The organism is Pseudomonas sp. YNh, from assembly GCF_037993085.1.
Classification (GTDB): Bacteria; Pseudomonadota; Gammaproteobacteria; order Pseudomonadales; family Pseudomonadaceae; genus Aquipseudomonas; species Aquipseudomonas putida.
In genome coordinates, this window is record NZ_JBBMRJ010000024.1 from 39,031 (window position 1) to 51,613 (window position 12,583).

Below are 12,583 nucleotides of genomic sequence, written 5' to 3' on the forward strand. Positions count from 1 at the left end.
CTCAGAACTTGGCGTCGCGTTTTTCGACGAAGGCGCGGCGGGTTTGCGCAGAATCCGGACTGGTGTAGGCCTGCAGGGTCAGCCCCTGCTCCCAGCGGTATTTGTCTTCCAGGTTGCCGTCCTCGATACCGTTCAGGGCTTCCTTGGCGATACGGATCATCACCGGGCTCTTGGCAGCGATTTTGGCGGCAATCTCCAGCGCGGTTTCGCGCAGCTGCTCTTTGGGCACCACGCGCTCGATGAAGCCATACTGCGCAGCCTCTGCGGCGCCGATCTTGTCGCCGGTGAAGAACAGATAACGAACCTTCTGCACCGGGAACAAACGCTGCAGGTGCGCGCCGCCGCCCATGGCCCCACGGTCAACTTCGGGCAAGGCAAAGGTGGCGCACTCTGAGGCCACGACAATGTCGGCAGCACCGGTAATGCCGACGCCACCACCGAGGACGAAGCCGTGCACGGCGACGATGACCGGCACAGGGTTGCGATGTACCGCCTTGAACGCCGCATAATTACCGGCGTTGACCGCTACGATGCGTTCGGGGTGGGCGTCCAGTTCCTTGATGTCGACACCCGCGCAGAAACCACGGCCTTCGGCACGGATGACGATCACCCGGACGTCGGGGTTGGCGCCCAGGGCTTCGACCTGATGGGCCAGGTCCATCCACTCCTGGCTGCCCAGGGCATTGACCGGCGGTTTGGCCAGCACCAGCTCGGCAATGCCCGCCTCGATCTGTGTGGTAAATGCTTGACTCATGAGGGTGTTCTCCAAAGTTCGGCAGGCTGATGCTCGCTACGGCAGGCCAACAGGGCTTCCAGGCAGCGTTCGGCTTCCTGGGCAATTTCTTCGATCACTTGCTGGCAACTCTTGAGTTCGCCAATGGCGGCGGCTACCTGGCCGCTGGGCAGAATGCCTTCGTCCGGAACACCGTCGATCATCGAACGCTGCAGCAGTACCGGCTGGTTGGCGGCCATCAGCGTTTGCGACAGCGCGCCGGGGTCTTCCTTGAGTGCCTGGCGCAGCACACCGAACAGATGGCTCAGGCTCATTCCGGTTTGCTGCTTCCATTTCCAGGCGCTGCGCAACGCGATGCGCAGGCGCCCGAAAGACCCGGCCTGCTCCAGGCGGTTGATAAACGGGTTCTCGATCATGCGGTGGCGCATGCCATCTACCGCCGTGGTCACCCGCACCCGTTGCGGGTCGTTGACCTCGAGGTAATGCACCAAGGTGCTCGACGGCGTAGGCGAGTCCCGGGTCATCAAAAAGCGCGTGCCCATGGCAATACCCACGGCGCCGGTCGCCAGCGCGCCGGCAAGGCCTCTGCCGGTGGAGTAACCACCTGCGGCGATTACCGGGACCGACACCGCGGCGAGCACCTGGGGCAACAGGATCGAACTGGGCACACCACCGGTATGCCCGCCGCCCTCGCCGCCCTGGATGGTGATCATGTCCGCGCCCAGCTCCACCGCCTTCAGGGCGTGTTTGAGTGCGCCCACCGTCGGGATGCACAGCACCCCGGCAGCCTTGAAGCGGGCGATGGTCTGTTTGTCCGGGCCACGTCCGTAACTGACCGCTCGCAAGCGGTAGCGAATCGCCAGGTCAACGCATTGCGCCGCGTTTTCCTGGAACATATGAAAGTTCAGGCCGAAATTGCTGCCACCGGTGGCGGCAATTACCTTGTTGATCTCGCCTTCCAGGGCATCGGACGCAATCGTGGCACCGGCCAGAAAACCGAATCCACCGGCGCGGGTCGTGGCAATCACCAGGTTGGCGTCTGCAACCCAACCCATGGCGGTCTGCACGATCGGGTAGCGGCAGCCCAAAGCTTCGGTCAGTGGCGTACACAACCAGCGGCTCATGCCTGCTCTCCACTGGCGGCAGCCTTGTTGGCCTGGGCCATGGCCTTGGCATCGAAGCCGCCCAGCTTGTCGCCCGACAGCAGTTCATTGTGGGCATGGGCGAAGTGGTGCCAGGCAAAGGCAGCGTCCATCGCCGTGCGTTTACCCTGCAGATCCTCGACGTGGTTAATGGCCTGCTTGGTCAGCGCAAGGCCCATTCGCGGCTGCCGGGCAATACCGGCCGCCAGCGCATAGGTGCCCTGCTCCAGTTCCTCACGTGGCACTACCCTGTTGACCATGCCCATCTGGTAGGCACGCTCGGCACTCATGCGATCGCCGGTGAACAGAAACTCTTTGGCGATGCGCGGGTTCAGCTCATACGGGTGGGCAAAATACTCCACCCCCGGAATGCCCATACGTACCACGGGGTCCTGGAAAAACGCATCATCGCTGGCCACGATCAGGTCGCACACCCAGGCCAGCATGAGCCCACCGGCCACGCACGCACCCTGGACCATGGCAATGGTCGGCTTGGGCAGCTCACGCCAGCGCCGGCACATGCCCAGATAAACCTCTTGCTCGCGGGCATATAGCTGCTCGCCGCCGGGCTTGTTGGTGTGATCCCACCAGAGGTGTGCACGCTCGAACGGTTTGTTGATATCGCGCCCGGGCGTGCCAATGTCATGGCCGGCCGAAAAATGCTTGCCCGCCCCGCGCAGTACAATGACCTTGACCGCGTCATCGTTGACAGCCTGGCGCAGCGCCGCATCCAGCGCATACGTCATCTGCGAGTTCTGCGCATTATTGAAGCCTGGCCGGTTCATGGTCAGCGTGGCGATACCCTCGGCCACGCTGTACAACACCGGTTCCTGCGTTTCGTACACCGAGTGGTCTGCACGCTCGACGAATTCACTGTCAGGGCTGTTCATGCTCATGTCCCTCGCCTTACGCCACGCGAATGCCAGCCGGGTTGCCCTTGATTGCCGAACTGCGCAGATCATGGGGGTCGAGCCGACGGATCAGCGCCAATTGCTCAGGCGTCGGGTGTACGGTTTCTTTCAGCGACGCTGACTTGAGCAACGGGAAACCGGTGTTTTCCTGCACCTGCTCAAAGCTCACCCCCGGGTGCAAGCTGCGCACCTGCACCGCGCGGTCCGGGCCGTCGAAATCCATCACACACAAGTCGGTGACGATCAGGCGGATGTCCATCAGGTCGCGGCGTACCCCTTTTGGCCAGCGGTCGGCCTTGAAACCGACACCGGAAACCATGTCCACTTCGCCGCTGACGAACACGCGGGTGTTATGGCTGGGTACAAAGAACGAGTTGATGTGATTGATGCTGTTGCCGGGCAAGCCGCGCACACCGAGCATTGCAGCCTTGGGCTTGTGGTAATCGCCCACGCAGGAGAGGTTGCTCTGGCCCCAGCGGTCGATCTGGGTCGGGCCGATCATGGCGTGACGGCGGCCACCCCAGACGCACTCGAACACCCGCTCGAAGTTGAGCGAACCCGAATATTTCGGCACATGATCGCCACGCGGCCCTAGCGGGATCGGCTCTTCGACCAGGTACGCCTCGCTGTCGGTCATCAACAGTTGCGGACTGTGGCTGAGTTTGGCCAGGCTAGCGCCCAGGCGCGGGATCACGCCCAGGCCCGAGGCGATCAACTCGCCGTTGTCACGCCAGGCTTCGCTGGCCGCGACAATCATCAGTTCCGCGAGGGTAAATTCACAGGTAGTCGACATTTTCATCCTCCTCAGAACACTGGCAGGGCCAGGGAGCCCATGCGTTCGGCACCGCCGTTCTGCTCTTGATAAGCCCGCTCACCGGCCGCCACGTACTGCGCCACATAGGCTTGCCAGCCGCCCTCTTCACCGGCACTGGCGGCATAGCGTTTGAGGTGGCTCAGGTCCCAGCCATACTCGGGCTGGCAGGCGGTCGGGTGGGCGCCGAGCGGTGCATGGATCACGCCACTGACCAGGTACCGCTCAAAGGTGTTGCAGCGTGCCTGTTCGGTGGTCAGTTCCAGTCGTTCGTGCAATTGCTCGCAAGACACGAAGCACTGCTGGGCCGCGCGAGCGAACAGATGGTCGAAATAAGGGTCTGGACCGGTCACCAGGGTGTTGCCCAGGCGGTCGGCGACGTTGACGTGGACAAACGCCACGTCCAGGTTCAGGGCGGGCATGGCCAGCAGCACTTCGCCGTCGTCATACGGCGACTGGATGGTTTTAAGGTCAGGGTTCAGCCGTGTGACATCGGTGGCCAGGCCGCAGCGGGTCGGCAGAAACGGCAAACGCATGGCCGCTGCACGCAGGCCCCACTGGAACATGCCTTCATCCACCTCTAGCAACTCCAGCCCACCGGCTTCGCGGGCTTTGCGGTAATAGGGCTCCAGCGGAATGGCGTCAAGGGTGGCAAAGCCGAACACCAGCTTCTTGACCTTGCCCGCCGCACACAGCATGCCCACTTCGGGGCCACCGTAGGCGACCACAGTCAGGTCTTTGACGGGAGAACGCAGAATCTCGCGCACAACCGCCATCGGCTTGCGCCGTGGCCCCCAGCCGCCGAAGCCGATGGTCATGCCATCGCGCAGGTGCGCAACGGCATCGGCCGCCGTCATTTGCTTGTTCATTGCACATCTCCTTGCTGTTGGCCGACGGAAAAGTCATGCCCCCACAGGCTTACCCGGGTAAATTCGAAGGCCGAGTGCTCAGCCCAGTCCACTTGCAGGCCGCCGTAGCCGTACTCCAGGTCGAAGCCGGATGGGGTCTTCATGTAAAAGGAGGTCATTCGGTCATTGAGGTGCTGGCCGAGGGTCGCCGACAGCGGCACCTGATGGGCCAGGCGCCGGTCATGGGCGCGGCCCACTTCAGTCATCGAGCCCACTTCCACCATCACGTGCACGCAGCCTGAAGGCACCGCGTACTCCGCCAGCGCCAGCGAGTGATGGCGGCTGTTGCGGCAATGCAGGAAGTGAATGCGGATTGGCGGTGCTGCCGGGTCGGGGCGAAAGTTGAAGATGTCCGACAGTTCGAAGCCCAGCACGTCCTTGACGAAGGCCAGGGTCGCGTCAAATTCCGGGGCCGGCAGCACGGTGTGGCCCAGGCCCATGTCGCCGGTGACAAAACCCGGCACGCCTTGCGGCGAAACGAATGGCAGGCAGTCGGAACGGTGTCCCCAGCTCAATTCGTGGCGGTTGCCGGAGGGGTCCAGAACACTGACCAGTGCCTGTACGCCACGCTGCTCGATCTCGGCGGCAGAGCCTGCTTGCCAGCGCACACCGTTTTGTTCCAGTGCCTGCAATGCGGCGTTGAATGCCCGCTCGCTGGCCAGTTCCCAGCCAGAGGCCAGGTAGCCTGCCTCGGCGCCTTCGACGATGAGCATGCGAAACGGCCGCTCGTCCATCTTCACATACAGTCCGCCACCGGGCGCGGGCACCACCATCATGCCCAGCACGTCTTCGGCATAACGTTGCCACTGACTGAGGTTTTCGATTTGAGCGACGAAGTAGCTCAGCCCCCGGATATCCATCATGCCCTGCTCCTCAATGACTGGACCTTTGTTGGTCTTCATTGTGCTGAGGGCAAGCCTGGTGCTCATCGTCCGTTGAGACTAAGCAGTTGATCTATCGGGAATACTGAAATGCAGGCGGTGGAAACACGCTTGCCCCGCGACAGTGATGCGCCAGGCACATCGCATCGCAGGGCAATCTCGCGCCTTCGGAGGGGTTACATGTACAGGATTACCAGGTCGTTGATGACCGAGGGGCGATCACTGCCGACGACGTGGGTATTCACCTCCAGGGTCAACTGGGTGCCGCGCTTGACCCGCGCCACCTGCTTCACCCTGGCCCGCGCATGAACCCGCGAGCCGGCCGGCACCGGCGCCGGAAAGCGCAGGCGGTCTGAGCCGTAATTGACCATGGTGCTGAAACCGGTGATTTCATAACCCAGCGCCAGCTTGAGCCGCGACTGCAACACCTGTACCAGCGCGCCGTGGGCAATGGTGCCGCCAAACGGGCTGTCCTTGCGTGCACGCTGCGGATCGGTGTGAATCCAGTAGTCATCACCCGACAGCGCGGCAAAGGCATCGATCAGGGCTTGATCGATGACAATCTGGTTGCTCCAGGGGCTGAAGGTCTCACTGACCAGGCTCTGCAGCGCCACCTCATCATCCATGGCGACCAAGCGCACAGATGCTGCTTCACCCTGTTCCGGCATTTGCGCCTGAGGCGTGCCGTTGTAACGCTGTAGCGCAATGCTGTCCTGGTCCGGACCGGTAAAGCGCAGTAAACGCGTACCCTTGGCGTCGACTTCGGCAAACACCGGTTTGAGCCGCATGCCGATGCGGATCTGATCCTCTTCAAGCCCCACCAGGGTGGTGTTGATTCGCACGCCTTCGTCCAACTCGATGACAGCCAGCTTTTGTGGCATCTCATCGGCAAAATCCGGCAACGTGGCAATGCGTGCCACGGTGAAGCTGTACAGGGTGGCGCCACCACTGACTTCGCGCCAGCTCAGGTCATGGGCCAGGCACCGCGGGCAATGCCTGCGCGGGTAGAACACCCAGTGTTCGCAGGCGTTGCACTGCTGCATCAACAGGCGCTGTGCTTTCAGGCCTTCCCAGAACGGCGCGGAAATTTCAGTCGGCACCGGCATTGGCTTATTGTTCGACATGCGGGTCATGCTCCCTGAAGTATCAACGCGGCCTGCTCACTCATCACGCCACCAGTGCCGGACACGTAGACAGCGTCGCAGCGTTCAAGCTGGCGCTCGCCCGCCTCACCGCTGATCTGCGTGACAGCCTCGATCACCTGTGACATGCCCCCGGCAGCGCCGGCCTGGCCAAAACTGAGCTGGCCACCGTGGGTGTTCATGGGGAAATCGCCGCGCCAGGTCAGGTCATGCTCGCGAACAAACTGCATGCCCTCGCCTTTGGCGCAGAAGCCGGCGTCCTCCAGGGTCAGCAACGCGGTAATGGTGTAACAGTCATAGATCTGCACCGCATCGACATCGCCCGGTCTGAGCCTGGCCATCTCGAAGGCACGGCGCGAAGCAGGCCCAATCGGCGTGTGGAGCATGTCCTGGGCATACGAAGGCGACTTGAACGCCAGGTGCTCACCGAAGCCGGTGATGAATGCCGGGCGCTTGCGTGTACGTGCGGCCACTTCTTTGGAGGCAATGATCAATGCCGCACCGCCGGCCACCGGCATGACAATCTCGAGTACGTGCAAAGGATCAGCCACGCGCTTGCTCGCCAGCACCTGCTCGATCGTCAACGGCTGGCCATGGAACATCGCCTGGGGGTTGGCCAAGGCATTGGTGCGTTGATCAACGGCAATCTTGGCCATGGCTATCGGGTCATAACCGTACTGCGCGGCGTAGCGTTGGGCGATCATGGCGTAGCCGGTGTTCTGGCCCATGTGGCCATAAGGCAGATCGAACTCCGCCTCCGGCGCACCAAAGGCGGTGCTGTGACCGCCGTAACGCATGGCGCGGGCCATTGCCCCGGGATCTTCATCGGGGCCCATCGGCGCCAGGCGCGCCGGCATTACACACAGCACCGCCTGGCACAGGCCCAGCTCGATCGCCGCAGCCGCGCGCCAGACCATACCCACTGCGGTACAACCACCAAGGTCGACCACTTCGGCGAAATTAACAGACAAACCCAGGTATTCGGCGGCCATGGCCGGCACGAACACCGAAGCTTCGTGGAAGTGCGGGCCATTGATCACCAGACCGTCCAGGTCTTCGGCACGCAAGCCGGCGTCGCGCAGCGCCTGCGCCGCCAGGTCGGCCACTTGCTCAAGATGGAACATTCGCGGCGCTGTGGCGTACTTCTCGGGTTTGTATTGCGCGGCGCCGACAATCGCCGCATGACCTTTAAGACCCATGTATCCCCCACTCGAAGGCTGTGTGCTTGAGGTTTTTGTCTTGCGACCATGCCACAGGTGCCGTGGCGAGTGATCGTCCATTTTGACTAGAACAGCGGCCAGCGCCAGGGTTGACTCAACCCTGACGCCGTCGCGCCAGTCAGAAGCTGTATTTGACCGAGAATGTCCCGTAGTCGCGGTCTGCCAGCAAGCGCTTGACCGGGTCAGCGTCGCCCAGGTAACCGGTAACCCGCAGGGCGACTTCCAGGTTGCCCAAGTACTTGAAGGTGGCGCCCAGGCTCAACCGGCGGTCACCCTGCAACCCGGAAATGGTCCCGGCCATCGGCGTGGCACCACTGAACACGTTGGAGAAGTTCACCGGCACTTCCAGGTCCCAGCCTTCGAACACGCCCGGGTAGCTGAAGGACGCACCCAGGGTGTAGGCACTGGCGGTCTTGCTGCGCCAGCCAGTCGAGGTCTTGTAGGTGTAGTCGTCGGACGGTTGCACCAGCGGGCGCATGGACGGAATCAGGCTGTTGCCCAGGCCCAGCAGGTTCGGCGCGGCCGAGGCCTCATCAACACTGTCGACACGTACATGCACGATTTCGGCGGTGAGCGAGGTCTGGCTCGCCCAAGGCCGGTCACCCAGGATACGGATCGCCGACAACTGCATTTGCTGGCCCTTGCCACGCGCAGGCGTGGGGCCGAGGCCGGTGTTGACCATGACCGGTGCACCGTCGCGATACGACCACTCGCCACCGATCTGGGTCTCGCCGATTTTGGTCGAGGCACTGATCCCGGTCAGCTTGATGTCTTCAAAGTAGGTAATGCGGTAGCCATCCGGCGTTCCGAAGAACACGCCTGGCCCGGCCGGGACGGCCCGGTAACCCACCAGGGCAGTGGCTGGGTTCTTGTCATGATAATTGACATGAAACAGTGACAGTTCCAGGGCGGGCACGGGTCGAAAGCGTACCTGTGCCCCCCACTGACCGCTGTCACGCGGCTCATCGGTGCCCTGGTAGTTGATACGCGACCCATTGGCGCCGATGAGAAACTCTCGCCCTGGCCCGACCACATCGCTGGTGGACAGGTAGCTGCCCACAGGCGGCAGTTCCGTGCCCATCCATTCGTATTGCACGTAAGCGCCCAAGGTCCACTGCGGGTTCAGGCGATACGACGCCGACACCTGGCCGACCGGCAACAGCACTTCCTTGACCTCGACCCCTGGCTGCGCGGCCTTGACCGCATCGGACGGGTTCTGTACACCACTGACGCCGGGGTAGAACAAGCTTTCACCCCACGACTCGATATGCCGCCCGGCCTTGACGTCGAGCATCGAACCATTGTCAAAGCGCCAGCCGCTGAACACATAAGCATCGAGGAACTTGCTGCGCCCGCCGCTGTAATACTTGGTGTCGCTGGTGAACTCGTCATGGTCGCCAGCCTTGTTGACCGTGCCCGGTGAGTCGTTGTCGTTGGAACGATGGTAAACATCATCGTAGAAGGTACTGGCCCGCAGCACCCCGCCGTAGTTGTCCTTGCGCACGATCATCTCGGCCAGGGCGCCGATCCGGTTGGTCACCAGGCTGCCCTTGTCGAAGTTGCGATCGCCATCATCGGCGTTGGGTGTCAACAGCTTGCTTGACGGGTTCGACAGGCGAACCCCCAGGCCGTAGCTGGTGGTCACCGTCCAGTCGATTGTCGTGCCGTTGTCGAACTCGATCGTTTCACCAGACCATGCGGGTGTGCAAACCAATGCGGTTGCCACCACCAGACCCGATAATTCGAAACCCGATACAGCTGGGCCAGCACCATATTTGTTGTTTTTATTAGTCACACTGCCTCTCCGATTAACGACCTGACGGTCGCGCAAAAGTGCAAGAACACCACTCGTTACCTTCAGCCCGCTCACAGCTGCCCTAGCACCGACTGAACGTTGACACCCTCGGGCGTGCGCCCGTAGCGGAACACGCCGGCTGTTTCTTCACGCACCAGTTGCCCCTGCGCAATCAGGTAATTGACATGCGCCAGGGTCTCGCCAATCGCCATCAATTCATCGAAGCGCCCCTTCACCTTCGGAAACAGCTCGGCCATCAGCTCCACGGCACTGCGCGGCGCGGTGCAGGCGGCCAACAGTTGCTGCAAGTGCCCTTGGTGGTGTGCCCGCAGTTGATCAAGGCGCAGATGCAGGTTGTAGAACGGCCGTTCATGCGCCGGCAGCACCAGCACGCTGTCGGGCACCTCCCGCAAGCGCTCGACCGAGTCCAGCCAGTCGCGCAGCGGGTCGGCATCGGGCTCGGTGACCTGCACGCAGACACTGGAGGTGATGCGCGGCAGCACCTGGTCACCGGAAATCAACAGGCCGTCCTCGGCGCAGTACAGGCAGGCATGTTCCGGCGAATGGCCGCGGCCGATCAGGACCTGCCAACGGCGCCCGCCAATCATCAGTCGGGTGCCTTCACGCAGGCGCCGGAAGCTGGTCGGCACCTCTGGCCGGAAGTGCGCGGAGCCCAGCAGCGGGAACAACGCTGCGGTCTGTTCCTGGTTGAAACCTGCGCGCTGGTAATGCTGGTAGAACGCCCAGCTAGTGCCGGTGTCGCCTGGCGCGCCCAACTGGTGCATCGCCTGATATTCACTGGCGCTCATGAACACCGGGCAGCGGAAGCGCTCGGTCAACCAGCCGAGCACCCCGACATGGTCCGAGTGAAAGTGCGTGCAGATCACCGCCAGCAGCGGTAAACCACCCAACACCGTGACAAACAGCGCTTCCCAGATGTCGCGGGTCTGCGTGTTGTTGAGCCCGGTATCGACCGCCACCCAGCCCTCGCCGTGGCGCAACAGGTACAGGTTGATGTGGTCAAGCCCGAACGGCAGCGGCATGCGCAGCCACAACAGCCCTTCAGCGACCTGTTGAACCTCGCCATTGGCCGGTGGCTGCGGCCAGGGGAAGCGCAGGCCTGCGCGCCATTCGTGCCCCTGGGCATCCAGGCTACTCACTGACGTCACCCGCAAAAGCGGCCAGGCCAATGCGCTCCAGCACGTGGGTGCTGTACGGCACATAGCTGCGGCTGCTTTCGTCACGGATGAACAGCGGGTCGCTGAACGCCGTCGGCGCGTAGCCCTGGCGCTGCAGGTCGACCTTGCGCAATTTGAAGGTGCTGGTCAGGTCGGCCGCCGCCGACACCCGCACGAACACAGGCGCCGCATAGCGTGGCAAACGCGCTTCGGTCAGCGCGTAGAACGCTTCAGGGTCAAAAGGCTGCCCTGGCTGCATCAGCACCGCCGCCATGCCGGCGCGCCCCTCTTGCCCGGGCACCTGCACACCGTAGATGTTGATCAGCTCGAGCCCGGCAAAATCGCCCAGCGCGGCCGCCACCTCCAGAGTAGAAACGTTCTCGCTTTTCCAGCGGAAGGTGTCGCCGATGCGGTCGATGAAGTACAGGTAGCCGTCTTCGTCATAACGCAGCAGGTCGCCCGAACTCCAATAGGCATCCCCATGGCGCAAGACATTGCGGCGGATCTTGCTGTCGGTTGCCTCGGCCGAGGTGTAACCCTCGAAGCGGCCGCCGCCGATCTGCGGATGGTCGATGATCAAGCCCAGGGCTTCACCCACTTCACCCACTTCGCAGAGCTGGTAAAAGCCGTGCTCGTCGCGTGGGTGGCTGTCGGTTTCAACGTCATAGCGCACCAGGCGCAGGTTGCTCTTGTCCCAGAACGGTATGCGCCCGCAGGCGCCCACATAGTTGTCGACGTTGACCACATTGGTATTGGACTCGGTAGAACCCCAGCCCTCGAACACCTGGATCGGCCCGAAACGCTGCACCCAGTTCTGCCAGGTTTCACGCGTCAACCCGGCGCCGAGCATGCAGCGCAGGCCGTGCTCGCGTTCGCCGGCCGCCTCGGGCTGGTTGAGCAGGTAGCGGCAGATCTCGCCGATGTACTGGAACACGCTGATGCGGTGCTCGCGCACGTCCTTCCAGAATTCGCGGACGCTGAACTTGCGCCGCACCACGATCGCCGCACCGGTTTTCAGCGCGGTTGACGTCACTGAAGTGGCCGCAGCGCCGTGGTACAGCGGCAGGCAGCAATAAAACACGTCGCTCGGCGTGGTCTGCAGGGTGACTTCCATGATGTCGCCCGTCGACATCCAGCGCATGTGGCTGTAACGCGCCGCTTTTGGCAAACCTGTGGTGCCCGAAGTAAAAATCAGCAGGCTCGGCGACTCGGCGCGCAGGTCGGCACGCAGGTCACGCGGGAATGGCGTGCACGGGGCATTGGCCAATGCTTCGGCCAAACCGGTGTCAACCTGTGCAGGCATCGCCCCGCCCCACGGTTGCTCGGCATCTTCGACCAGCCAAAGCGGCAGCGGCGGCAGGCCTTCGGTGGCCAGCACATTGCCCAGCACTTCCTCGCCGACCAGCATTGCCTTGGCCTCGATGGCCTCCAGCGCGTGCACCAGCGGCCGGCCACTGACCTGGGTATTGACGAAGCCCACCACCACACCGAGCTTGACCAGGCCAAACCAGCAGCAGAAAAACGCAGGCCGGTTCTCCATGGCCAGTGCGCAGACATCGCCGGGGCGCAGGCCTCGGGCATGGAAAACGTGAGCCAGCTGGTCGGCCCGCGCGTTAACCTGGGCGTAGCTCAAGCGCTGATCGCCATAAATGACGAAAGGCCGCTCGCCGTGGCGTTGCGCCTGTTCTTCGAGGCGATCAGCCAGGGTATAGCGATCCGCAGGTTTGATCCGCGCGGCGGCTTCGGCCCGGCGATCAAGGATGGCCTGGGTTTGTTCGCGTGGCACAACCCCGCGATCAACACTGGACAGCAGGCTTGCGTTGTTATTGAAATTGTTCATCCCTACCTCCGATAAAACCGGC

Annotated in this window: 11 protein-coding genes; all 11 read right to left on the reverse strand. The window is 62.8% G+C overall.

Translation table 11 applies throughout. The features are described from left to right. Window position 1: 1 nt before the first annotated feature. Entirely contained in the window at window positions 2–754 is a 753-nt protein-coding gene (locus WF331_RS21570; protein ID WP_016499760.1) for an enoyl-CoA hydratase family protein, read from the reverse strand. Continuing rightward, window positions 751–1,857, reverse strand: a complete 1,107-nt coding sequence (locus tag WF331_RS21575; protein WP_174369593.1) for an NAD(P)H-dependent flavin oxidoreductase — start codon at window positions 1,855–1,857, stop codon at window positions 751–753. Before WF331_RS21575 ends, WF331_RS21570 begins: the two co-directional genes overlap by 4 nt. Next, window positions 1,854–2,765 (reverse strand): enoyl-CoA hydratase, encoded by a 912-nt coding sequence (locus WF331_RS21580; protein ID WP_041168030.1) that lies wholly within the window; start codon window positions 2,763–2,765, stop codon window positions 1,854–1,856. Before WF331_RS21580 ends, WF331_RS21575 begins: the two co-directional genes overlap by 4 nt. A gap of 16 nt (window positions 2,766–2,781) precedes the next feature. Then, on the reverse strand, window positions 2,782–3,579 hold the full coding sequence (locus WF331_RS21585; protein WP_016499763.1) for a CoA-transferase subunit beta: 798 nt from the start codon (window positions 3,577–3,579) through the stop codon (window positions 2,782–2,784). 11 nt (window positions 3,580–3,590) lie between these two features. Then, the gene (locus tag WF331_RS21590) at window positions 3,591–4,466 is read right to left on the reverse strand and encodes a CoA transferase subunit A (RefSeq protein WP_016499764.1); all 876 of its coding nucleotides are present in this window, start codon (window positions 4,464–4,466) and stop codon (window positions 3,591–3,593) included. Then, window positions 4,463–5,368 (reverse strand): VOC family protein, encoded by a 906-nt coding sequence (locus WF331_RS21595; RefSeq protein WP_016499765.1) that lies wholly within the window; start codon window positions 5,366–5,368, stop codon window positions 4,463–4,465. Before WF331_RS21595 ends, WF331_RS21590 begins: the two co-directional genes overlap by 4 nt. 194 nt (window positions 5,369–5,562) lie before the next feature. Then, window positions 5,563–6,510, reverse strand: a complete 948-nt coding sequence (locus WF331_RS21600) for a bifunctional OB-fold nucleic acid binding domain-containing protein/MaoC family dehydratase (RefSeq protein WP_284362393.1) — start codon at window positions 6,508–6,510, stop codon at window positions 5,563–5,565. A gap of 5 nt (window positions 6,511–6,515) precedes the next feature. Continuing rightward, the gene (locus tag WF331_RS21605) at window positions 6,516–7,727 is read right to left on the reverse strand and encodes a thiolase family protein (protein ID WP_340623271.1); all 1,212 of its coding nucleotides are present in this window, start codon (window positions 7,725–7,727) and stop codon (window positions 6,516–6,518) included. Between the two features lie 139 nt (window positions 7,728–7,866). After that, a complete protein-coding gene (locus WF331_RS21610) occupies window positions 7,867–9,543 on the reverse strand; it encodes a DUF1302 domain-containing protein (protein ID WP_041167733.1) in 1,677 nt (558 codons plus the stop codon). A gap of 71 nt (window positions 9,544–9,614) precedes the next feature. Continuing rightward, a complete protein-coding gene (locus WF331_RS21615; protein WP_016499769.1) occupies window positions 9,615–10,703 on the reverse strand; it encodes an MBL fold metallo-hydrolase in 1,089 nt (362 codons plus the stop codon). Continuing rightward, a complete protein-coding gene (locus tag WF331_RS21620) occupies window positions 10,696–12,561 on the reverse strand; it encodes a long-chain-acyl-CoA synthetase (protein ID WP_284362396.1) in 1,866 nt (621 codons plus the stop codon). Before WF331_RS21620 ends, WF331_RS21615 begins: the two co-directional genes overlap by 8 nt. Window positions 12,562–12,583: the final 22 nt, after the last annotated feature.